The sequence below is a fragment of the Peribacillus psychrosaccharolyticus ATCC 23296 genome, assembly GCF_000305495.1.
Classification (GTDB): domain Bacteria; phylum Bacillota; class Bacilli; order Bacillales; family DSM-1321; genus Peribacillus; species Peribacillus psychrosaccharolyticus.
Genome location: NZ_AJTN02000235.1, coordinates 15,480 through 39,042 on the forward strand (window position 1 = coordinate 15,480; position 23,563 = coordinate 39,042).

The window sequence follows — 23,563 nt, forward strand, 5'->3', positions numbered from 1 at the left end:
ATGAAATTTGCGACAGTCAAAATCGGCTCTGCCAGCAAGGTAGTCATTGTTGAAGAACAAGGAAAGGTGTTATTGCTTCAAGATGCAGCAGAAAAAATGAAAATGGAGGTGCCAAACACGCTGCTCGCTTGTATCTCAGAAGGGGAGGAGTTTCTGAATAAAGCGTCGGCCATCCAACATTGGGCAGCCCATACAGACAATCAAACCGGATTATATAGTGAGGAAGGAAGTTTCGATTGGGAATCTCCCATTCCACGACCGGTAAAAAATATCTTTTGTGTAGGAAAAAATTATGCGGATCATGCGATAGAAATGGGAAGTGAAGCAGACATTCCAGAGCATGTGATGTTATTTTCTAAGGCAACAACCTCTGTAATTGGACATGGTACTCCCATTCCAAATCATGAAGAGGTAACCAATCAGCTGGATTATGAAGGCGAGCTGGCTGTAGTAATAGGTAAAACAGGCAAAGCTATACAAAAAGAACATGCTCTTGATTATGTGTTTGGCTATACGATTGTAAATGATATAACGGCACGAGATTTACAAGCAAGGCACAAACAATTTTTATTAGGCAAGAGTCTGGATGGATCCTGCCCTATAGGGCCGTATATCGTTGAAAAATCAGAGATAGAGAATCCTAATCAGCTAGGTATCGAGACTAAGGTAAACGGAGAGAGCAGACAAAAGTCAAACACAAAACAGTTTATTTTCCCCATTGAAGAAATCATTGAAGTTCTTTCAAAAGGAATGACATTGGAACCGGGGGATATTATTGCGACCGGTACGCCAGCTGGAGTGGGAAAAGGGTTTAAACCGCCACGTTTCCTGACAAAAGGAGATTGTATTGAAATTACAATAGACAAAATCGGAACATTGAAAAATAGTATTCACTAATTGTACACATTTATGGATTTCCAGATAGTCGCTTTTGGTTTTCCAAAATTGTCTATGGTATGATAGAAGAGAATACTAAGAGGGGGATTTAATTATGACTCATATGCACATTACAGCTTGGGCACTTGCTATTATTTTATTTTTCGTAGCAAATTCGCTTTATAAAGGCGGTAAGACAAAACCTGCAAAAATTACTCATATGATTACTCGTGTTTTGTATTTGGCGATTATTGGTACAGGCTTCGCGTTAATCGGCAGCAGTTTTGGGTTTTATGCAGTAAAACTGATTGTTGGAATTATTGTCATCGGACTTATGGAGATGGTCTTGGTTCGTACTTCTAAAGGAAAGAGTACTGGCGCTCTTTGGATCGCTTTTGTCATTGCCTTCGTAGTTGTACTTTACCTTGGACTATCATTACCACAAGGTTTTAAACCGTTCGCATAAAAAAATGGCTTCCCTTTGGGGAAAGCCATTTTTTTTATACGATTACGCGTCAGACGGTTTATTTAATTTTTCAATCATAATTCGTTTACCTGTATTTAACGTAAACTCAAAACGGTCATGCCGATTCTCAGAATAAAAGAAGTGATGCTGAACAGCACAGATCTGTGATTCATTATCGAAGATTAAAAAGTTTACCCCGGATTTAGAATGTACATCCCTCAGAAAGGATAGTTGATTATAGCTATAGATACAATCATAAATGGAGAAATCCAGAGAATTAAGTGAAGTTACAAACTGAAAGAAAGAATCATCATCCAATTCTTCTAAAAGAGCATCGAACGAATAAATCATTTGTTTTCTTATTTTAATCTGCTCTCCATCACTTAGACTAAAGGTTTCACGCCTCAAATTGACAACTCCATTTTCTTCGAGTGTGCCTCGGTACCAATTCCTGCCTCGCTGAACCTCTACTTCCTGATGAACGTATTCCTCTAAGGAAGAGGCTTCATCTGTTTCACTATCGAAAAAGATCCACTGTTGATTGATGTTTTCTACGGTGCCTTCTGTAAATGCTCTTGGTTGACGGTCATATAAGACCTCGCGTTGTTGTTGACTCATAGTCTACCTCCAGAAATGAATGCCTCACCTACTTTTTAGACATAAATCCTTCAAACTATAACCTCGTGATAAAAAGATATAGGACAAATAACCATTTATGTTTAGTTGCATAGTTTATTTTTATATACTATCCAATTAGCATAATTTGCATGTGGAAAGCCATGAACACATTGGTCGTTCGGCTAGTTCATCATTGCAACAGAGAGGACTGATTTAAATGTGCGGGATTACCGGCTGGGTTCATTTTCAACAAAACTTGCTGAATGAGAAAGAAACGGTACAAAAAATGACGGAAACACTATCGAAACGTGGACCCGACGACACAAATGTCTGGAGCACCCTGCATGCGTCTTTTGGACATCGCCGACTGACAGTTGTCGATCCAGAAGGCGGAAAACAGCCTATGTTAAAAAGTCATGCCAAAAACGAATACGTACTATGCTACAATGGCGAATTATATAACACAGAAGATTTGCGAAAAGAGCTGTTAGTAAAAGGATATTCGTTCAAAGGTCATTCTGATACAGAAGTTTTACTAACTTCTTATATTGAATGGGAAGGAAAAATGTGTGGATTATTTTAATGGGATTTTTGCCTTTGCGATTTGGGATGATGCGGAACAAAAACTATTTATCGCTAGAGATCGTTTAGGAGTTAAACCGCTGTTTTATGCAGAGAAAAATGGAGGGCTTATTTTTGGCTCAGAGTTAAAGGCAATCCTTTCTCATCAGGATATAAAACCTGAAATAGATAGACAGGGACTCGCTGAAGTCTTTGGAGTAGGACCTTCTAGGACACCAGGATCTGGCGTGTTTCATGGCATAAAGGAATTGCGTCCGGGGCATGCGATGACACTCAGTCAGCAGGGGCTGCGTTCTTGGCGTTATTGGAATGTGAAAAGTGAGGAACATCAGGATTCTCTCGGTGAGACCGCTGAAAAGGTGCGTTTCCTTGTCGAGGATGCTGTCACACGGCAGCTCGTATCGGATGTACCACTTTGTACCTTTTTATCAGGAGGCGTGGATTCAAGTGCAATAACAGCCATCGCTGCTAATGCTTATAAGAAAGAAGGCAAAGGCAGGCTTCATACGTATTCCATAGATTATGAGGACAATGAGAAGTATTTTAAGGCAAATGAGTTTCAGCCCAATTCCGATGGCCCATGGATTAAGCAAATGTCTGAAACGTTTGATACGGCACACCACAGTTCAATTATTTCGCAAGAACAGCTGGTACACTATTTGACGGATTCAGTATATGCCCGCGATTTACCTGGGATGGCAGATGTCGATTCATCATTGTTATGGTTCTGCCGTGAAATCAAGCAGGATTTTGTTGTGGGTCTTTCAGGCGAATGTGCAGATGAAATTTTTGGCGGATATCCTTGGTTTCACCGAGAAGACGATTTAAATAGACCAGGATTTCCTTGGATGCGCTCAACTGCAGAACGGGTTTCTTTATTAAAAACTGATTGGCAGGATAAGCTGAAGCTTGAGGATTATGCGATGGCTAAATATTTGGATACGATAGCCGAAACACCGCAGCTTGATGGAGAAAGCGGAATAGACGCTAAACGTAGAGAACTATTTTACTTGAACATTCATTGGTTTATGACGACACTGCTTGATCGAAAAGATAGAATGAGTATGGCTGCAAGTCTTGAGGTTCGTGTACCCTTTGCGGATCACCGGTTGGTTGAGTATGTCTGGAATATTCCATGGGACATGAAAATGACAGGAAATCGAGAAAAAGGAATCTTGAGGAAGAGTCTTGAAGGCTTATTGCCCGAAGAAATACTGTACCGCAAAAAAAGTCCATATCCGAAAACACATAACCCAATCTACACGGATAGGGTCCAATCCTGGCTGAAGGATGTATTAGCAGACCGGAATTCCATACTTCATGAATTTTTTGATAAACAAAAACTACAGGAAATTGTTGAATCTAAAGGGAATGCGTTCAAGGTACCATGGTTTGGCCAATTAATGTCCGGCCCGCAGCTGCTGGCACATCTGGCTCAAATTCATGTCTGGTTTAAAGAGTATGATATTCAAATTATAGATTCATAAGAAAGAGGCTTCCCCCTAGAGTTGGGGAAAGCCTCTTTTGGTTTTTTAATAGTTTAAAATCGCAAAACCATATCCTTCAAGGGTAACCGATGAACCAGTATACGTTTTTCCTGAATAGATATCTTTTATGTCACTCAAAGGTTCAGTAAATGAGTAACTTTTCTCGGTATCTGTTGAATTCACTAAAACAACAATCGATTTATCCTCGGTGTACTTACGGTAGCCGAAGATTCCATTTGGACTATCGGGCAGCAGGAATTCAATTTCCCCATCATTCGCCAGCAGTCTTTCATTTGTCCGGAGGTTGATCAGCCTTTGAATATGCTGTTTCATATCAAGATTTTGATCTTCTTCATTCCACTTCATGCATTCACGGCAGCCTGGATCAGCACCGCCGCTCATTCCAATTTCGTCGCCATAGTAGAGGCAAGGTGTGCCCATGAAAGTTAGTAAAATCGTATAGATTAACTTAGTTCGTTGTTCATCGTCCTCACATTCTGTTAATATCCGAGGTGTGTCGTGACTGCCAACAAGATTAAAAGTTACTTCAAAAACATTTTTCGGATAGTTGTGATAGACCTTACTCATGTTTTCAATAAATTCCTGGCCCGTAATACTTTGCTTGGCAAGCAGGTTTTTAATATTCGTTGTGAATGGGTAATTCATAACACCGTCAAATTGATCGCCTCGCAGCCAAGCCATCGAATCATGCCAAATTTCTCCGAGAATATAGAGATCGCTCTTTATGCTCCGAACTTCTTGACGAAACTCACGCCAAAACTGATGGTCAATTTCATTCGCTACATCTAAACGCCATCCATCAATATTAAATTCCTCAATCCAATACTTACCGACTGTAAGCAGGTAATCCTTCACCTCTGGGTTAGCAGTATTTAGTTTAGGCATACTTTCTACAAAACCAAATGCATCATAATTAGGACGCTCACCGCCTGTCAGCGGGAAGCTGTGGGGATGGAACCACTCTTTATAGGGCGATTGCTCCCCCTTTTCTAGTACATCTTGAAACGGAGGGAAGTAATAACCGCTATGGTTGAATACAGCGTCGAGCATGACTTTAATCCCGCGGCTGTGGCATTCAGCAATTAATCGCTTCAGAGTTTCCTTATCCCCGAATTGGGGGTCAATTTCCATGTAATCGATTGTATCGTATTTATGATTAGAGTAGGCCTTAAAGACAGGTGTGAAATAAATCCCGTTAATCCCAAGATCCACGAGATAATCGAGATGTTGTATAATACCGGCAAAATCACCGCCAAAAAAATTATTGACCGCTGGTTTTTCACTGCCCCAAGGCTTAGTATCTTTGGGATCCAAGGAGGAATCCCCATTTGCAAAACGTTCAGGAAAAATTTGATACCAGACCGTATTCTTTACCCAATCCGGAGCATCGAATACTTCATTTTGATGTAAGTACGGAATACAGAAATAGAAATCAGTGTCTAGTGGAGCTGTTTCATAGAATCCTTTTTCCGTGTAAATCAGAGTGTCTGCATCGGATTGAAGTTTAAATCCGTACCGCAGCCTTTTAAAAGCTGGCGAAACGTATACCTGCCAGTAATCAAATACATCGTCACTTCCAGAAAGCGTCATCGGCATTTCTTCTATTTGCCACTCGTTATTTTCCCATATGTACGGATCACCAAATAGTAGTTTGACGTTTTGAACATCTGCTTTTTTTGTGCGAAGTCTAATCTGGAGGGTGGTTTTATTAATTGAATAAGCGAAATTATCGCTAGGACGATGATAGACAGCGGATTTTTCCATGAAAAACACTCCTTAAGTATCCGTTTTATAGTGAAGCTGAATGATATCTACAAAATAGCAGAGAAGTAAATTTTATACAAGATTAATAACCTAGTAAAATGAACAATCTTAGTACATAAAGCAGCTTAAATATGTCCAGATTTAGAAGAACCGTAAAAATAAAAATAAAAATATAAAAAAAGATTGTATAATATAGGGAAAATTGTATAATAAAATCATAAGTTGTGCAATCGCTTTCACATTTTTCGTTTTCAAGAACGAATTTAGTTCTTGTAACGCTAATACTGTAATGACAGTAATAGGATGAAAAGATGAACGATTCTAGCATTGTTTTGGTAGCGGTTACATATTTACGTTTGTTTTGCCATTTGTGCAAACGATTGTCCGACTTAAAAGCTAGATTCATAAACTACAGGGGGTCACAAAGATGAAGAAACTTTTTACACTCGTAACCATGATGATCATGGTTGTTGGGCTGCTCGCTGCTTGCGGACCAGATCGTGAAGAGCCGGCAAAGTCAGGTAAAACGAACGATAAAGAAAAAGAAACAGCGACAGAAGAAGCAAAACCAGAAAAGTTAGTTGTTTGGGAAGATGTTGATAAATCAGTAGCATTGAAACCAGCTATTGAATCTTTTGAAAAAGAATACGGCATCAAAGTTGAATTTAAAGAATTAAATATGGCTGATAAGATGCGTGATCAATTACGTTTGGATGGTCCTTCTGGAAATGGAGCAGATGTTGTTACATTGCCGCATGATCAAATTGGTCAAGTTGTTACAGAGGCCTTAATTCAAGAACTTAAAGTTGATGATTCTGTACTTAATACGTTTACTGATGCATCTATAAAAGCACAGAAATACGATGGTAAACTTTATGGCCTGCCAAAAGCTACTGAAACACCTGTTTTCATTTATAATAAAAAGTTAATGCCAGAAGCACCAGCAACAATGGACGATCTCTATGCGAAAGCGAAAGAGTTAACGAAAGATAAACAATACGGCTTTATTGCAAAATGGGATGACTTCTACTTCGCTCACGGTGTAATCGGCGGCATGGGTGGTTATGTATTTAAAGAAACAGACGGCGCACTTGATCGTGATGATGTTGGCTTAAATAATGATGGCGCAGTTGAAGGAGCTGCCTATATTCAAAAATGGTATAGTGAAGGCCTTTTTCCTAAAGGGATTATTGGTGATAGCGGTGGAGCAACAAGAGATGGTTTATTCAATGAAGGAAAACTTGCGTCTGTTATGAATGGACCATGGGCATTCCAAAGTATGAAGGATGCAGGAATTGATTTTGGTGTTACTGCTATGCCGACTCTTCCAAATGGCGAGCATATGAAAACATTTATGGGCGTAAAAGGATGGCATGTAACGGCCTTCACGAAGAGTCCATACTGGTCTACTAAATTGGTTGAATGGTTAACGAATGAAGAAAATGCGAAAATTCGTTTTGAAACAACAAAAGAGATTCCACCAGTTAAAACAGTGATTGAAGATCCTATCATTACAAGTGATGAAGGTGCAAAAGCAGTTGCTGAGCAATCTCAATACGCTGTCCCAATGCCTAACATTCCAGAAATGGGTGAAGTATGGGATCCTGCCAAAATCGCATTAGAAACGATTGCAACGGGTAAAGCTGATCCGAAAGAAGCAATGGATAATGCAGTAAAAACAATTAAAACAAATATTGAAACAAATCATCCAGCAAAATAAATAATGTTAAGGGCTTAGGCTTTCCTCTAGAAGAGGACAGCCTTTGTCCATCTTAGTAAGGCAATCGTTTGCACGAAAGTAACTGATTCTCCTAGGAAGAAAGGGAGGCCTGTATTTAATGGACAGCATACCTTCAACAACTAAAACACCAATTATCCCGCCTTTGAAAACAAAACATGGTCGAAATGCCGCACTACTTTCAATTATTCCAGGATTCGGCCAGTTTTATAATAAACAGTTTATGAAGGGGATTATTTTCTTAATCCTTACCGTAGCATTTTTTAGCAGCTTTTATTCAACACTTAACTGGGGCTTTTGGGGGCTCTTTACCTTAGGAACCATTCCAGGGGTGGATCACTCCGTTTTTCTTCTTGTAGATGGAATCATCGCACTGCTTGTCGCACTTATAGGTCTGCTCATATATGCTGTTAATATTTATGATGCGCTGAATAATGGGCGGAAGCGGGACAGAGGATTATCTTTAAATAGTGTGAGAGAACAATACCATAACTTATTAGACAATGGTTTTCCGTACTTAATGATATCGCCTGGTTTTCTATTACTAATATTTGTAGTTATTTTCCCGATTTTATTTGTTATTTTGCTGTCCTTTACTAATTATGACTTATACCATTCACCACCAGCGAAGCTTGTTGATTGGGTAGGCATTCAAAACTATATTGATATTTTCAGTTTAGATCTTTGGAGAAAAACCTTTTTTGGTGTTCTCGGCTGGACCATTGTGTGGACATTCGGAGCAACTACTCTGCAAGTCGCAATTGGTGTATTCCTAGCCATTCTCGTTAATCAAAAGGATCTCAAAGGAAAAGCAATTATTCGGACCTTTTTAATTTTGCCATGGGCAGTTCCGGCTTTTATCTCAATCTTGATCTTTTCAGGTATGTTCAATGAAACATTTGGGGTCATTAATAATGGAATTCTTGCATCGCTGGGAATTGATACCATTCCATGGATGACAGAAGAAATGTGGTCTCGGGTCGCACTGATTCTTATTCAATCTTGGCTGGGCTTTCCGTTCATATTTGCCATGACTACGGGAGTATTGCAGTCGATTCCAGAAGAATTATACGAAGCTGCTACAGTAGACGGAGCATCGATTTGGCAGAAGTTCCGCAGCATTACCCTGCCAATGGTTCTCTTTGCTACCGCACCGATCATGATTACCCAGTATACCTTTAACTTTAATAACTTTAACGTCATCTTCCTCTTTAATGGAGGAGGTCCAGCATTACCAGGACAAAATGCCGGCGGCACGGATATCTTAATTTCGTGGATTTATAAGCTGACGATGACATCTGCTCAATACGGGAAGGCGGCGGCCATTACGATGTTGCTGTCATTAGTCGTAGTAACAGTTGCCCTATGGCAATTTAAACGAACAAAATCATTCCAAGAGGAGGATACGATGTGATGAGTGTAAAAACAAGTAAAATTATCCGTTTGACTGTTTCATATCTGCTCCTTCTTTTGGCTATAATTATTGTGGTATACCCACTCCTCTGGGTAATTGGTTCTTCCTTTAACCCGGGACAAAGTCTTTCAGGCTCTTCAATGTTTCCTGAAAATCCAACGTTAGCTCACTATCAATACTTATTTGATACTGAAAAATCAAACTATCTAAACTGGTATTTCAATTCTATGAAAATCAGTATCTCAACAATGATTTTAGCGGTTATTGCCGTATCATGTACGGCATATGCCTTTTCACGCTACCGATTCATCGGACGGAAGAATGGATTGTTAACGTTCTTGGTCCTGCAAATGATTCCTAACTTTGCGGCTTTAATTGCTATTTTTGTTTTAGCTAACCGGACTGGATTACTTGATACTCATTTAGGTTTAATTCTTGTTTATGTCGGCGGCCAAATTCCAATGAGTACATGGCTGATGAAGGGATATTTAGATACCATTCCAAAAGAGCTTGATGAATCAGCGAAAATGGATGGGGCGGGGCATTTCCTTATTTTTAGAAAAATTGTTATGCCATTGGCAACACCAATCGTAGCGGTTGTCGCACTCTTTGCCTTCATTGCTCCATTTGGTGATTTCATCCTCGCCCGAATTTTACTTCGCTCGGAAGAGAAATTCACCATGGGTGTTGGGCTATACGAAATGGTTGCTAAGCAATTTGGAAATGAATTTACGACTTTTGCTGCAGGTTCTGTTCTAATTGCTCTTCCAATTGCCGGCTTATTCCTAATGTTCCAGAAATATTTCGTTTCGGGTTTGACGGCAGGGGGCACAAAAGGCTAATCTTAAAGGCGTAAAGAAGTTTAAGTAGGGGGAACGGTAATGAAAAAAAGCGTGTTTTTAGTCGTTTTAATTCCGTTTCTTCTTTTTTACGCCATGCCAACAGGTGCAGCTGAAAAAGAAGGAAGAGAATGGCAAGATGAAGTTATTTACTCGATTATGGTTGACCGTTTTAATAACGGCAGCAGTGAGAACGATAAAAATCTCGACGTAGACGATCTAACTGCTTATAACGGGGGAGACTTTGCAGGCATTACAAAGAAATTAGATTATTTAAAGGATATGGGATTCACGGCCATATGGCTGACACCTATCTTTGACAATGAAGAAGGCGGTTACCACGGCTATTGGATTAATGACTTTTATAAAACAGAAGAACATTTTGGAACTATAGAAGAATTTAAGACCTTAGTTAAAGAAGCACACGATCGTGATATCAAAGTTATTCTTGATTTTGTCGTGAATCATGTAGGACCCAATCATCCTTTTGTAAGTGATCCAGAGAAAAAAGATTGGTTCCACGAAAAGAAAGAAATTACTAACTGGAAAGATCAAGAGGAAGTTGAAAATGGCTGGATTTATAATCTGCCGGATTTAAATCAGGATAATCCAGAAACAAGCGACTATCTAATTGATGCGGCTAAGTGGTGGATTAATGAGACGGATATTGATGGCTACCGTCTTGATACGGTTAAACATGTTCCAAAAACCTTTTGGACAAAGTTTGCGAGTGCTGTGAAAGAAGAGAAAAAAGATTTCTTTTTAATTGGTGAAGTATGGGATAAAGATCCGGCTGTTATTGCAAGTTATCAGGATACAGGAATCGATGGGTTTATGGACTTTGCACAAAATGACAGTCAGCGGACTGCTTTTCAAAAGACAGACCAATCATTAAGTTGGCTTTTTTCTAATCTAGAACGGAACGAAACGATGTTTAATAAGCCTGAATTACTCGGTCAATTCATTGATAACCATGATATGTCTCGCTTTACCAGCTTGGCTGCAGCTAATAATAATCATCCAGGAACACGCTGGAAGCAGTCATTAGCTTATATGTATACAACACCGGGTATCCCTATTATCTATTATGGATCCGAAATTGCCTTAAATGGCGGAGAAGATCCAGATAATAGAAAACTAATGGATTTTAGAACAGATAAAGAATTAATAGAATATATTACGACACTCGGCAGGTTACGAGCAGAGTTGCCAGCCCTTACAAGAGGGGATACAAAGCTGCTTTATGAAAAAGACGGGATGGCGGTATTCACACGTACCTACCAAGATGAGACCATTGTCGTTGCGTTAAATAATACAAAAGAAACACAAACAGTTGTACTTGAAAAAGGGATGATTGAGAAGGATAAAGAGTTAAAGGGCTTGCTTCAAGGAGACTTGGTTCGTAGTGAGGGAGACACCTATAAGATTATTATAGATCGAGAAGAGTCAGAGATATACGCTCTTACTGATAAAACGGGTATAAATAAAACGTTTTTATTTGCGATAGCCGGTATTCTTGTCCTATTTGCTATTTTCATCGTCATGCTTATAAAACGAGCTAAACGTAAGGAATAGCAGATAAATTCCCCCTTTCGAACAAGGCAGCCTAACTTTCACACAAACAAATGGTGAAAGACGATGCAACAAAGAGTTTGGGAGGGGTACATATGGAAAGAAAATGGTGGAAAGAAGCAGTCAGCTATCAAATCTATCCAAGGAGCTTTATGGATAGTAATGGAGATGGCATAGGGGATTTAGAGGGTGTTAGGTCAAAACTGGATTACTTAAAAGAGCTTGGAGTTGACGTTATTTGGATTTGTCCATTCTATAAATCGCCAAATGCGGATAACGGGTATGATATCAGCGATTACCAAGCTATTTCGGGTCAGTTCGGTACGATGGAGGAATTTGATACCTTACTCTCAGAGGTACACAAACGAGGAATGAAGTTAATTCTTGACCTAGTGATCAACCATACAAGTGATGAGCATCCTTGGTTTATTGAATCTCGTTCAGCAATAAATAATCCCAAACGTGACTGGTATATCTGGCAGGATGGCAAAGGGGATCACGAGCCGAATAACTGGGAAAGTATTTTTTCCGGCAGCTCGTGGGAATACGATGCCAATACCCATCAATACTACATGCATATATTTGCGATTAAACAACCTGACTTGAATTGGGAAAATGAGGATGTCCGACAAGCCCTCTACAAGATGGTGAATTGGTGGCTGGATAAAGGGATTGATGGATTTCGTGTCGATGCCATCAGTCATATAAAAAAACGCGAAGGATTTCCTGACATGCCTGAAAATGGCGAAAAATATGTCGAAGCATTTGATATGCATACAAATCAAGGGGGAATCCATCAATACCTTCATGAGTTGAAGGAGGAGACGTTCGCTAAGTACGATATCATGACTGTTGGAGAAGCGAATGGTGTGAGTATAGGTCAGGCTGAGGATTGGGTTGGAGAGAAAAACGGGAAGTTTAACATGATTTTTCAATTTGAGCATCTTTCTCTTTGGGATAAAGAAGTCGATCACACTGTTGATGTACTCAGCTTAAAAAGAACACTGACGAAATGGCAGGACGGTTTATATAACAAAGGCTGGAATGCGCTTTTCTTAGAAAACCACGATCAGCCTCGCAGTGTATCAAGCTGGGGAGATGATTCAATTTACTGGAAAGAAAGTGCGAAAATGCTTGGCGCTTGTTACTTTCTTATGCAGGGTACCCCTTTTATCTATCAGGGCCAAGAAATTGGCATGACAAATGTTCAATTCGAATCGATAACTGATTATGATGACATTGGGATGAAGAATTTCTATGACATTGAAGTGGCAAAGGGTCGTCCTCAAAGTGAAGTAATGGAAATTATTTGGCGTAAGGGGAGAGACAATTCACGAACCCCTATGCAGTGGACGAATCATGAGCACGGCGGTTTTACAACGGGCACTCCGTGGATGAAAACGAACCCTAATTACCAAGTAATTAATGTTGCGAGTCAGCTTGAGGATGAAGAGTCCATTTATCATTTTTATAAAAAAATGATTCATATCCGCAAAACACATCCAGTTTTTGTATATGGGGAATATCAGTTATGGCTTGAAAATGATGAAGATGTGTATGTGTACACACGGACGCTTGCAAACCAGTTGGCTGTAGTCATTTGTAATTTTAGAAATAAACAAGCTGATATTGTTTTGCCAACGCTGCCAGAGGGCCAGTCGACGTTGCTGCTAGCCAATTATCAAGATTGTTCAAATGAAGTAACGAGTTTTGTTTCACTTAAACCATTTGAAACAAGAGTATATCTATACGAATAACTTACAGGTGGAGATCATGTTGATGACTCCGCCTTTCTTGGAAAATAGGTTGATTTTTGGAGAGGAGAGAAACTCGATGGCGGTTACCATTAAGGATGTAGCAAAATTAGCAAATGTCGCACCTTCAACCGTGTCACGAGTAATTGCTAATAATCCCCGCATCAGTGAAAAAACAAAGCTCCGTGTCCGGGAAGCAATGAAAAAACTTGGGTATCATCCGAATTTAATAGCTAGAAGTCTAGCAAGCCAATCTACTAAAGTTATTGGTCTTGTCTTTCCATCATCGGATATATTCTTTCAAAACCCATTTTTCTCGACTGTAATTCAGGGGTTGAGTGAAGGCGCACATGAAAAGCAGTATGCCCTTCAAATGAGTACAGGAAAGACCGAAGAAGAAATTTTTGAAGGCGTTGTACACATGGTCCAAGGAGGAAGGGTAGACGGAATTATTCTCTTATACTCGCGTGTGAACGATCAAGTGCTCAACTATTTACGAGAACGGCATTTTCCATTCCTCGTTGTTGGAAAGCCTTATGAATGTGCGGAAGAAATCACTCATGTTGATAATGACAATTGCCGGGCATCAAGAGACGCTGCTGAGTATCTGCTGGGTCTTGGACATACCAAAATTGGTTTTATTGGAGGCAGTGAGAAATTAGTGGTAACCATCGAACGACTCTTAGGATATAAGGAAGCTTTGCGCGAAAATGGGCTGCCAATCCTGCCTGAATATATCATTCACGAAGAATTTCATCGAGAAGGCGGACAGGATGCCGTAAAAAAACTCCTATCATTAGACATACCGCCAACAGCATTTGTCGTCACAGATGATATTATGGCGCTCGGGGTCGTGAATACATTAGTTGAAATGGATATTAAGCTGCCAGAGCAAGTATCAGTCATCAGCTTTAATAATGTCTTATTAGCAGATATGTCGAGACCCCCTTTAACTTCTATTGATATCAACATTTTTGAATTGGGCTACCAGGCGGCTAGAAGTCTAATCCAAATGCTGGAGAACGACAATGAACCTGTAAAACGAATTATCATTCCACATCAACTTGTCGAACGACTATCTTGTGAAAGAGTAGAAAACAAGCTGATCGCACATAAATAAGAAAACCAGAGAGTTGTGATAACTCTCTGGTCAGACTGTAGACAAACTCGGGTGGAAATCGAGTTTGTCTACAGTCTTCTTTTAGTTTTTAAAATGCGGCTGTTGATTTCCGTTCCAGGCGTTTCGCTTTCCGCTGGCGGGCGGTGAGCGGCATCAATGCTTACGCCCCTGCGGGGTCTCACCTGTCCCGCTTTTCCCGCAGGAGTCTTCACGCCAACACTCCAATCAACGGATTTTCTAAATTTAATATGGATTTTAGTCCAAACGCTTTCCGACGAATCCGTTCGAACAGGAAGAATCAAAGATTATTAAGTAGAACACAAGTGATAAGCAGGGAAAATTCCATGAAATGTGTTAATGACAAAAGAGGTACGGATTGAACCATTCCGCACCTCTTTTGTCTACAAACTGACCAGAGAGTTGTGCTAACTCTCTGGTAGGTTTGTGTGGCGGAAGAACGTGTTTCTTCTATTATAAAAGACGCACGTCTTACTATGGATATTTATTGGTAAGTAATGCTAATTTAGGAATAAAATGTAAAATTATGCTTAGAAAACAATATTGTTTTTTTATTGTATAAATTTACCTATATTTCATTTTTAAGTATATTCGATCATGTCTGTATAAAGAAAATGATAAAGTGACGGAGAATCTAACTAGTTTCGCAGCATGGATCAACAAGAGTGAGAAAAATTATCTAGGATAAAACAACTGGGAATATAGTCGTATTCCTATTCTATCAAGGTTAATCCAAGATGATACTTAATAGATTTACAAGAATGATTTCATAAATTTTAGCTAATAGAAGAAAAATATGGTAAATTTTATCATAATTATGTATAATTTAAGATAAACTTTGAAACCAATTGAAGAAAAATGTGTTAATTTAATCAAAATAATGTATAATGAAGATATTAAAGGATAAAGGAGGGGGCTTACGACACAGGGAAAAAAATAAAATGTTAATTATCACTAAATAATTGTCGCTTTATACCGATATAACATTTATGGAACTAGTTATTTAGTTTCACTCTGGCTTTTGTCGAAATAGCAAACTACTTTTAATGTCCATTTAATTTTTGTGATTTGTACCTTTTTAGTATTTTAGATGTTACACGCTAATTAATGGTACTTATATAAGATTTAAACCTACTTGATAGGTATTCGAAAGGGGAACTACAACACACATGAGTAAAAAGAAAGCAATTAAAATTACAACGGCAACTGCAATTGCCGCATCAGCATTCGTAGCAGTAGCACCAACACAATCTGAGGCTGCAACAAGCTCAGTTGATAAAGCAATCACAAAAGCAACTAACCAAATGGCGAAAGCTTACGATACTTACCACAAAACAGCTAAGAACGAAAACAAACTTCCTAAAACTGCAACAATCAGAAACGAAGTTAAATTAGCTAAAGATTACTATGCAGCAGCTGAAAAAGAAATCGCTAAAAACGGCGGAAGCAAAACAAAAAAAGCTGCTTTCACTAAAAAATTAAACACTAAAAAATACTTCCTTGATCGTGCAGAAGCATACCTAGCTGCAATCAACACAAACCTTAACCCATCTAAAACAGCATTCAACGAAGCTGTTGAAACTGGAAAAGCTAAAAATGTAGTACCTGCTAAAGCAACATTAGTTAAAGATGTTGATGCTTTCAAAGCAACAGTAGCAAAAATCTACGGACCAGACGTTCGTAACTTACTACTAGAAAAATACGCAACTCCAGCAACTGAACTTTCTAACTCTGTAAACGACGAATTGAAAGTTTACGATGCTTATAAAGAAATCGAAGCTGGCAAATTTGCAGATCTTGTGAAAACTGAAGAACTAATCAACAAAGTTAAACCAGAAGCAGATGCGCTTAAAACTAAAACTACTAAACTAGCTACAACTTTAGCTGCAGTAGTTGCTAAAAACGATGCTAAATTCGAAGAATTAAAAACTCCTGCAGTTAAAGAAGTAAAAGCAGCTACTGACAAAACTGTTGAAGTAACATTAGAAACAGCTAAAACTGATCTAACTGCTAAAAACTTCAAAGTACTAGTTGATGGAACTGCTGTAACTCCTTCTGAAGTTAAATCAGATGCTAAAGGCGAAGTTTACACACTTACAGTTGCTGGTCTTGAAGGTAAAGACGGTAAAGTTTCTGTAAACGGTAAAGAAGCTGCTTACGAATTTGCTACTCCTGTAGTTAAAGAAGTAAGTGCAGTTAATGGTAAACAAATTGAAGTTAAATTCAACAAAGCAATTAAGAAATCTTCTGTAATTCAAACAGGTACACCTGATACATTAGTTGATGGAGTATTCACTATAAACGAATTAACAACTGATAATGTAGTTGCTAACGCAGTTGCTGCAGCAGACGGATTAGCTGCTTCACTAAGCGAAGATGGAAAAACTTTAACTATTACTGCGGACACTTTCTTTGATGGACGCTATGAAGTAATTACTAAAGCAGATGCTATTGAAACGGTAGCAGATCAAAAATTAGCTGGTTTCTATGGTGTTGTTTCATCCAATGATACTGTTAAACCATCTGTTACTAGTGTAACATATCCAAATGCAAAGACTGCTCGTGTTAATTTCTCAGAGCCACTTTCATCTGAAGGTACATTCAATGCTTCTTATTCAGATGGTACTTCTGCATCTGTTAGCACTAGCTTTACAGCTGGCAACAAATATATCGATATTAACCTTGCATCTTTAACAGCCAATAAACAAGCTACAGTTACATTTGTTGGAATTAAAGACGCAAAAGGTAACTTGGCAACTCCAAATCCAGTAGCAGTAACAGTTAATAAAGATAATAGTGATGTAACTGCTCCAGTAGTACAATCAGTTACTCCAATATCAGCTACTTCTTTTGATATTAAATTGTCTGAATCGGTAGCAAAAGCAGTAGCAGCTGATCTTACTTCTGGTACTGTAGGAACAATCAAAGTTGGATCTACTGATGTAACTTCAAAAGCTACAGTTGATGCTACAGATGCATCAGTTATCCATGTTACTGGAATCACAGCTGTAACTGGTTTACAAACTATCTCTGTTGAAGAAAAAGCGTTGGTAGATTTCTCTGGAAACCTAAATGCAGCATTTTCAAAAGTTGTGAATTTTGATGCTGATACAGTAGAACCGACAGTAGTATCAACATCTGTTCAAACAATCAGCAATGTGAAATATTTAGTAGTAGATTTCAACGAAAATGTTACTCCAGTTGCTGCTAAAGCTCTTGTATTTAACTACGTTAAAGATAATGGAGAAAAAGCTAGCACAACTGTTACTACAAATGCTACAGCTGGTGCACAAGGAGAAGCTACTTTATACAATGCTGTAAGTGGTGTTTCTAAATCTATCAAAATTAACCTTGGTACACTTGCTGCAGAAGATTACACTGTAGACTTGGTTGCTGGATTGGTCGAAGATGGTTTTGGTAATGATTCTGTTCTTAAAGAAGCTGTACCTGTGACTGTAGGATCTTCAACAGTTCAACAATCAGTAAAATTAAATGCTGATACAACTAATGGAAATGATGATGACAATGCTGTTGTAAAAGTTAACTCAAACACTTTACGCGTTAATTTCTCTAAAGAATTAGACATTGCTAGTGCAACAAATAAATCTAATTATTCTGTAGAAGGTTCTACAGTTGAAAAAGCTGAAATCTACAAAAATAACAGTACAGATGGTTACATTGTAGAGTTAACTTTAGCAAAAAACACTGTTGATATCACTGGAGAATACGAAGTAACAGTAAGTGGAGTTGTTGCTAAAAATGGTTCTGCTATGACTAGCTACACAACTTCTGAAACATTAGATGAAAATGTTCAGCCAACTGTGACTAAAGCTGTTTTAGCTTCACCAACAACTGTAACATTGACATTCTCAGAGGCTGTTATTAATACAACTGCTGATACAAATGACTTTGAATTATTAATTGGAGGAGTAAAAGTAGCTGCGAACGATGTAGTTACAACTTCATCTCAAACATCGGCTGCAAATACGTTAACATTGACTTTGGAAGATGCTGTGACTTCTGCAGATGTTTCAAAAGGTCTTGCATTAAAAGGTCTTTCTACAGTAGATATTGCTGACGGAAAGGGTAACAAAGCGTCTCTACCAGTTAATATCACTATTCAATAATCAAGCAACAAAAGGAAGGTTAACCCTTTGTGGTTAGCCTTTTTTTATCTTATCTATATATGCTTGAGAGTATAATACGCCCAGCTTGTATCAATGTTTACCAGGTAATCATTGATACAGGCTATTTGATTTTTCTGTTTTTCTGCTTTTATTCATTTACTTCTACTTAACTTTACTCCTAATTGTATATCTGTAATTTCTGATATGCTTTGTTAGGGAATATCTGGGAATACTAAACTTCAATAGAATGAGAGTGAAAGATAGTTATTTGCTTATCTCCAAGCGCATTGAGGTTTTTGCTTAAACTTCCTTATCTTTTAAGTGAACATCCCCTGTAGTCTTTGTCTTCACTTGATTGACAACAGCGCCGTGATCTGCTATTTCTTTATTGACTTTTGGAACATGTTCTTCTTCAGCAACTAATTTATCAGTTTCTAATGCTGCTATTTATTCATTAGCTGTTGCAAGTCCAACTACTTTTTTCCGATGTCTTAGCAATCATAGCGGTATGAGTAGCTACTAATTTTTCTTTAGACTCATTTAGAATTGTTGTTAATCTACCGATCTCTGATTGTAAGTAGCTACCTGTTCTGTAAGAATATCTTTTTTCACTACTCAAATAAGAAATTTGCGTCTCTAAATTATTAGTTTCTAAATTATTAATAGTATCATCTTTTTCTTTGATTAGTGTATTTGCATTTCCAATTTGAAATTATTAGCTAAACCTTTTAAATGACTAAATTGTTTGAGCAGGTACCTTTCGTTTTTTTTTTTCATAATTTGCTAGTTTAATTCCTGCTTCTTGAACAAAAGTTAATGACTAGTACCAGTAAATAAAAGTCCATCCCATCTAAGTAAATCCTCTGGCTAAAAGACCAATCGTTATCTAACATGTAAGGAATCCCAATAATTACATCTCCTAGTCTTATTTTATTATTGTTTATAATTTCCGCAACGTTCGCTTCATATTTGATATGGAAGTTAAGAAAATGGAACATTTATCATATCCAATATTATTGTAAAAAAAGATATTTTAAACCGAGTATATCCAGGGAAATTATCAAAAATATTAAAGTTTAATCTAATAACCGGAATTTTAGTTGAAGATAGTAATTTTACAAAAACTATGAAAAGTAAACTAGGTAGGTAAAATAGGTTCAACCAAATATGATGCAATTCGCCATCGTATTAAAATTCAAAAAAAACAGGCAGCTCACCAAGTCATAGTGACCCAATAAGCTACCCGTTTTTTTTCTTTATTTTTTTACTTACCCATTCACAACAGTTCCGCCATTTACATGAATAACTTGTCCGCTGATGTAGGATGCGTCTTCACTTGCTAGGTATACATAGGCTCCTGCTAGTTCTTCTGGCTGTCCTGCGCGTCCCATTGGGGTGTTTGTGCCAAACTTGGCTACTTCTTCGTCTGAGAAGGATGCAGGGATCAGTGGTGTCCAGATTGGTCCTGGTGCAACTCCGTTTACACGAATGCCATCTTTGGATATGGAGTTGGAGAGGGCACGTGTGAAGGAAAGGATGGCGCCTTTGGTTGATGAATAATCGATCAGGGTTGGATTACCTTGATACGCTGTAATGGATGTTGTATTGATGATGCTGCTTCCTTTTTTTAGATGAGGTAATGCTGCTTTTGTTAGATAGAACATGGAGAAAATATTTGTTCTGAATGTTTTTTCTAGTTGTTCAGCAGTAATGTCAGTCAGGCTTTGCTGTACATGCTGTTCAGCCGCGTTATTGACTAGGATATCCAGTGACCCAAATGTTTCTAGGGTTTGCTTGATGACGTCCTGACAGAAGGTTTCATCACCGATGTCACCAGCTAGTAGTAAGCATTTTTGACCTTCTTTTTCGATCAATTCCTTTGTAGTCTTAGCATCTTCATGTTCATCTAAATAAACGATGGCAACATCTGCGCCTTCTTTTGCATAGTAGATCGCTACTGACTTGCCAATCCCGCTGTCGCCGCCAGTTATAATGGCGGTTTTTCCTTTTAATTTGCCGCTGCCCTGGTAGGATTCTCTGACAGAATCTGGTTCAGGAGTCATTTTGGTTTCAGTACCCGGTTGATGTTGTTGATGTTGTGGTGGAAAACCTTGTTTATCTTGTTTTTGATTGCTGCTCATACATAATCCCTCCAATTTTTTATCTATATTTTGTTATTCCTCACTCTTGAAAAAATAAAACATGGAAATACCTAGATAATGAAAAAAAGTTAGAAGGGCAGTCTATTCATGACACCAAAATAAAAAATCTCCATGCTTGGCATGGAGATTTTTTATCTATAGTTGATAAATTGAACATCGATGGATAAGTCTGCGCCGCGAATGGCTGCGATGGCAGCTTGCAGATCATCACGATTTTTTCCAGTTACCCGGATTTGGTCATCTTGAATTTGGGTCTTGACTTTGATACCGCTGTTTTTTATGATAGTATTGATTTTTTTCGCTTGTTCTTTATCAATTCCTTGAATCAGTTTGGCACGTTGCCGGACATTTCCACCTGAAGCACCTTCAATTTTTCCGTAATCAATATTACGGATAGGGACATCGCGTTTCACAAGCTTGCTGATTAAAACATCTTTCAGCTGATCTAATTTGTACTCATCATCAGAAACCAAGACAAGTTCTTCTTTGTCGAGGGTAATGTCACTTTTGCTGCCTTTAAAATCATACCGAGTTTTGATTTCTTTAAGTGCCATTGTTACGGCATTGGTCACTTCTGTAAATTCTACCTTTGAAACGACATCAAATGAATTTTCCTTACTCATGCCTTACCTCCAGCTTTATTTGTTTCTTTTATTATAATTAAACTATACTGTTAAGACAACCAAAGTCATTCAACGCACATAAAAAAGAAAAGCAGTCGAAACTGCTTTTCCTACTATCTATTTATGATGGCGGGTTTTCATCTAAGAAGAAGATGGCAATGGTACTTGGACCGGAGTGAGCTCCGACTACGGCTCCAACGATATTAATAATGACATTTTTAGTCCCAAACTCATTTTGAATGGCTTCTTTCCATTCTAATGCGAGGGGCAGGTCATCTCCGTGACTGATAGCAATCGTTTGTTTATCGAGATCTACTCCGCGTTCGTGCATCACTTCTAATGTACGTTTAACCAATTTTTTCTTGCCGCGGATTTTTTCAAGTGGAATTAGTTTTCCGTCTTCTACATGCAGCAACGGTTTAATATTTAACAAACCGCCTACAAATGCAGAAGCTTTAGAAATTCGTCCACCACGGGCTAAGTAGTCTAGATTATCCACGGTGAAAAAATGAACCATGTGCTGTGCATGGAACGCAGCAGCGCGGCTGATTGTTTCTTTATCGGCACCAGCAGCGGCTAATTCCACCGCTTTCATGACAACGAGTCCTTGACCAAGGGATGCACATTTCGTATCAATGATATCCAAGTCGAAGTCAGGGTAGGTTTCCTTTACTTGGTTGTACACCATAACAGCCATTTGGTAGGTGCCTGAGAGTTCGGAAGAGAAGGCAACATAAACGGCCTGTTTCTTCTCAATGGCAAGCTGAGTAAATAGCTGGGTAACATATTCTGGTGAGGCCTGAGATGTTTTAGGAGCTTTTCCTTCGCGCATGGCTTGATATACTTCAGCCGGCTGAATCGTCTGCAAGTCTTCATAGTTGTTCCCATCTAAATGAACTTGCAGCGGGATAAATGAAACCTTATTTTCTTTATAGTAAGACAGCGGCAAATCACATGCACTGTCAGCTATGATGGTAACGCTCATAGCTACACCTGCTTTCCTATATTAGATATAAATAATTACTATTAGTAAGTGTAGCACGACATTGAAAAAAAACAATCCTAATGTCGTGTATAAGTTTATGATGATAGGGTAATTAAGATAACAGAACACACCTTAGATTGGAGACAGATTAAATGTATATGATGGAAACGAAAAAAATGATTGTTGTCGTTATCGGTGCTTTTTTAAATGCGCTGGCAATGAACTTATTCTTAATCCCAGCTAATATCTATGCAAGCGGCTTTACTGGGTTGGCACAACTACTGTCAAGATTGGTTGGTTCCTTTGCACCTTTTAATATCTCAACAGGTATTTTATTATTTATCTTAAATATCCCCGTAACGATTATAGCATGGAGGAAAGTAGGAAAGTCATTCACTTTTTATAGTTTTCTAAGTGTTATTCTAATGAGTGTATTCCTTGAAATGATTCCTATCGTCCATGTTTCACCAGATATTCTGCTGAATGCCGTATTTGGTGGTGTGATTGCTGCTGTAGGTGTAGGGATTACGTTGAAATACGGTGCTTCTACTGGCGGGATGGACATTATTGCGATGCTTCTCTCAAGAATGAAGGATCGACCTGTTGGTACGTATTTGTTTGCCCTAAATGGGATTATTATTGTGACAGCAGGCTATATTTATGGACCCGAAAAAGCATTGTATACCATTGTCACACTGTACACCTCGACTAGGGTAATTGATGCTATTCATACACGTCATGAAAAATTAACGGTGATGATTATTACCAAAAAAGCCGACGAATTGAAGCAAGCCATACATAGCAAGCTGGTTCGTGGTATTACGTCACTGCCTGCTAAAGGCGGATTTACAAATGAAAATAAAGAAATGCTCATGATTGTGATAACACGTTATGAATTATATGAACTGGAGAAGGTTATCCAGGAAACCGATTCACAGGCATTTACCAATATTGTCGAAACGGCACATGTATTTGGCATGTTTCGAAAGGATTAATAAAAGGCCTCTATCCGAAACGGATAGAGGCCTTTTATTTATTTCTTTTTATATTTCGAGCTTTCTAAATCAGACTGCAGTTCACTCAGCTGTTCCCTTTCGGCATCCGTAGAATTAGCAAAGGCCGATGAAAGTGCGTTTTGAGCAGTTTCCATCATTTCTTCGTCAGATTTGGATGAATGGTGTCCGTGAAGGGCTTCATCAACGAACTTATGGGCTTGTTGGAATAATTTATTACCCATTAAAAGCCGCCATAGCTTTGTTCAGACATAGTCTGCAGTTGTTTTTCTTCTGCTTCAGCATACGTAGAATGATAAGGAATTCGTTCAGCGTGCTGTGCAATCGCATTTTTCCCTTGCTGCACAAACCGTTTGGACTTATTTCTTTTACCCATTCGTATCG

The 23,563-nt window shown here is 38.5% G+C and carries 17 protein-coding genes and 1 pseudogene; 11 read left to right on the forward strand and 7 right to left on the reverse strand.

What is annotated here, in order from left to right:
- Together WYK_RS19010 and WYK_RS19015 are read left to right on the forward strand one after the other, a co-directional pair.
- Positions 1–897: a fumarylacetoacetate hydrolase family protein gene (locus WYK_RS19010; RefSeq protein WP_040376029.1), complete on the forward strand. Its 897-nt coding sequence runs from the start codon at positions 1–3 to the stop codon at positions 895–897.
- Between the two features lie 94 nt (positions 898–991).
- Entirely contained in the window at positions 992–1,342 is a 351-nt protein-coding gene (locus tag WYK_RS19015; protein WP_040376030.1) for a YisL family protein, read from the forward strand.
- Between the two features lie 42 nt (positions 1,343–1,384).
- On the opposite strand, the gene WYK_RS19020 is transcribed toward WYK_RS19015, so the two are convergent.
- Positions 1,385–1,960 (reverse strand): DUF2777 domain-containing protein, encoded by a 576-nt coding sequence (locus WYK_RS19020; protein ID WP_040376031.1) that lies wholly within the window; start codon positions 1,958–1,960, stop codon positions 1,385–1,387.
- 217 nt (positions 1,961–2,177) lie between these two features.
- On the opposite strand from WYK_RS19020, the pseudogene asnB reads away from it, so the two are divergent.
- Positions 2,178–4,029, forward strand: a pseudogene (gene asnB, locus WYK_RS19025) (asparagine synthase (glutamine-hydrolyzing)).
- Between the two features lie 45 nt (positions 4,030–4,074).
- On the opposite strand, the gene WYK_RS19030 reads toward asnB, so the two are convergent.
- On the reverse strand, positions 4,075–5,814 hold the full coding sequence (locus WYK_RS19030) for a glycoside hydrolase family 13 protein (protein WP_040376032.1): 1,740 nt from the start codon (positions 5,812–5,814) through the stop codon (positions 4,075–4,077).
- A gap of 427 nt (positions 5,815–6,241) precedes the next feature.
- Between WYK_RS19030 and WYK_RS19035 the strand changes: the two genes are divergently transcribed.
- The 7 genes from WYK_RS19035 (at position 6,242) to WYK_RS19065 (ending at position 18,396) form a co-directional block, all read left to right on the forward strand.
- The gene (locus tag WYK_RS19035; protein WP_040376033.1) at positions 6,242–7,534 is read left to right on the forward strand and encodes an extracellular solute-binding protein; all 1,293 of its coding nucleotides are present in this window, start codon (positions 6,242–6,244) and stop codon (positions 7,532–7,534) included.
- 118 nt (positions 7,535–7,652) lie between these two features.
- Positions 7,653–8,966: a carbohydrate ABC transporter permease gene (locus WYK_RS19040; RefSeq protein ID WP_051387715.1), complete on the forward strand. Its 1,314-nt coding sequence runs from the start codon at positions 7,653–7,655 to the stop codon at positions 8,964–8,966.
- Positions 8,966–9,808, forward strand: coding sequence for a sugar ABC transporter permease (locus WYK_RS19045; RefSeq protein ID WP_040376034.1), 843 nt, complete (start codon positions 8,966–8,968; stop codon positions 9,806–9,808). Before WYK_RS19040 ends, WYK_RS19045 begins: the two co-directional genes overlap by 1 nt.
- A 39-nt stretch (positions 9,809–9,847) precedes the next feature.
- Positions 9,848–11,380: an alpha-amylase family glycosyl hydrolase gene (locus tag WYK_RS19050; RefSeq protein ID WP_040376035.1), complete on the forward strand. Its 1,533-nt coding sequence runs from the start codon at positions 9,848–9,850 to the stop codon at positions 11,378–11,380.
- A 92-nt stretch (positions 11,381–11,472) separates the two neighbouring features.
- Positions 11,473–13,134 carry an alpha-glucosidase gene (locus WYK_RS19055; protein WP_040376036.1) on the forward strand — a complete coding sequence of 554 codons (1,662 nt, stop codon included), beginning with the start codon at positions 11,473–11,475 and terminating at the stop codon, positions 13,132–13,134.
- Positions 13,135–13,210: 76 nt separating this feature from the next.
- Entirely contained in the window at positions 13,211–14,251 is a 1,041-nt protein-coding gene (locus WYK_RS19060) for a LacI family DNA-binding transcriptional regulator (RefSeq protein WP_040376037.1), read from the forward strand.
- Between the two features lie 1,187 nt (positions 14,252–15,438).
- Complete coding sequence (locus WYK_RS19065) at positions 15,439–18,396, forward strand: autotransporter outer membrane beta-barrel domain-containing protein (RefSeq protein ID WP_040376038.1); 2,958 nt, start codon at positions 15,439–15,441, stop codon at positions 18,394–18,396.
- Positions 18,397–19,664: 1,268 nt separating this feature from the next.
- On the opposite strand, the gene WYK_RS19070 is transcribed toward WYK_RS19065, so the two are convergent.
- The 3 genes from WYK_RS19070 to WYK_RS19080 form a co-directional block, all read right to left on the reverse strand.
- The gene (locus WYK_RS19070; RefSeq protein WP_040376039.1) at positions 19,665–20,537 is read right to left on the reverse strand and encodes an SDR family oxidoreductase; all 873 of its coding nucleotides are present in this window, start codon (positions 20,535–20,537) and stop codon (positions 19,665–19,667) included.
- A 152-nt stretch (positions 20,538–20,689) separates the two neighbouring features.
- Positions 20,690–21,181, reverse strand: coding sequence for a YajQ family cyclic di-GMP-binding protein (locus WYK_RS19075; RefSeq protein WP_040376040.1), 492 nt, complete (start codon positions 21,179–21,181; stop codon positions 20,690–20,692).
- A gap of 121 nt (positions 21,182–21,302) precedes the next feature.
- The gene (locus WYK_RS19080) at positions 21,303–22,166 is read right to left on the reverse strand and encodes a DegV family protein (protein ID WP_040376041.1); all 864 of its coding nucleotides are present in this window, start codon (positions 22,164–22,166) and stop codon (positions 21,303–21,305) included.
- A 152-nt stretch (positions 22,167–22,318) separates the two neighbouring features.
- On the opposite strand from WYK_RS19080, the gene WYK_RS19085 reads away from it, so the two are divergent.
- Positions 22,319–23,161, forward strand: coding sequence for a YitT family protein (locus WYK_RS19085; protein WP_040376042.1), 843 nt, complete (start codon positions 22,319–22,321; stop codon positions 23,159–23,161).
- A gap of 38 nt (positions 23,162–23,199) precedes the next feature.
- On the opposite strand, the gene WYK_RS19090 is transcribed toward WYK_RS19085, so the two are convergent.
- Positions 23,200–23,403, reverse strand: a complete 204-nt coding sequence (locus tag WYK_RS19090; RefSeq protein WP_040376043.1) for a DUF3813 domain-containing protein — start codon at positions 23,401–23,403, stop codon at positions 23,200–23,202.
- Positions 23,403–23,555 (reverse strand): hypothetical protein, encoded by a 153-nt coding sequence (locus tag WYK_RS25180; RefSeq protein ID WP_169732073.1) that lies wholly within the window; start codon positions 23,553–23,555, stop codon positions 23,403–23,405. The genes WYK_RS19090 and WYK_RS25180 overlap by 1 nt, the downstream gene beginning before the upstream one ends.
- Positions 23,556–23,563: the final 8 nt, after the last annotated feature.

Bases quoted from the DNA above. Each gene is read 5' to 3' on its own strand.
- WYK_RS19010 (WP_040376029.1), top strand. From the start codon at position 1: ATGAAATTTGCGACAGTCAAAATCGGCTCTGCCAGCAAGGTAGTCATT.
- WYK_RS19015 (WP_040376030.1), top strand. From the start codon at position 992: ATGACTCATATGCACATTACAGCTTGGGCACTTGCTATTATTTTATTT.
- WYK_RS19020 (WP_040376031.1), bottom strand. From the start codon at position 1,960: ATGAGTCAACAACAACGCGAGGTCTTATATGACCGTCAACCAAGAGCA.
- WYK_RS19030 (WP_040376032.1), bottom strand. From the start codon at position 5,814: ATGGAAAAATCCGCTGTCTATCATCGTCCTAGCGATAATTTCGCTTAT.
- WYK_RS19035 (WP_040376033.1), top strand. From the start codon at position 6,242: ATGAAGAAACTTTTTACACTCGTAACCATGATGATCATGGTTGTTGGG.
- WYK_RS19040 (WP_051387715.1), top strand. From the start codon at position 7,653: ATGGACAGCATACCTTCAACAACTAAAACACCAATTATCCCGCCTTTG.
- WYK_RS19045 (WP_040376034.1), top strand. From the start codon at position 8,966: ATGAGTGTAAAAACAAGTAAAATTATCCGTTTGACTGTTTCATATCTG.
- WYK_RS19050 (WP_040376035.1), top strand. From the start codon at position 9,848: ATGAAAAAAAGCGTGTTTTTAGTCGTTTTAATTCCGTTTCTTCTTTTT.
- WYK_RS19055 (WP_040376036.1), top strand. From the start codon at position 11,473: ATGGAAAGAAAATGGTGGAAAGAAGCAGTCAGCTATCAAATCTATCCA.
- WYK_RS19060 (WP_040376037.1), top strand. From the start codon at position 13,211: ATGGCGGTTACCATTAAGGATGTAGCAAAATTAGCAAATGTCGCACCT.
- WYK_RS19065 (WP_040376038.1), top strand. From the start codon at position 15,439: ATGAGTAAAAAGAAAGCAATTAAAATTACAACGGCAACTGCAATTGCC.
- WYK_RS19070 (WP_040376039.1), bottom strand. From the start codon at position 20,537: ATGAGCAGCAATCAAAAACAAGATAAACAAGGTTTTCCACCACAACAT.
- WYK_RS19075 (WP_040376040.1), bottom strand. From the start codon at position 21,181: ATGAGTAAGGAAAATTCATTTGATGTCGTTTCAAAGGTAGAATTTACA.
- WYK_RS19080 (WP_040376041.1), bottom strand. From the start codon at position 22,166: ATGAGCGTTACCATCATAGCTGACAGTGCATGTGATTTGCCGCTGTCT.
- WYK_RS19085 (WP_040376042.1), top strand. From the start codon at position 22,319: ATGTATATGATGGAAACGAAAAAAATGATTGTTGTCGTTATCGGTGCT.
- WYK_RS19090 (WP_040376043.1), bottom strand. From the start codon at position 23,403: ATGGGTAATAAATTATTCCAACAAGCCCATAAGTTCGTTGATGAAGCC.
- WYK_RS25180 (WP_169732073.1), bottom strand. From the start codon at position 23,555: ATGGGTAAAAGAAATAAGTCCAAACGGTTTGTGCAGCAAGGGAAAAAT.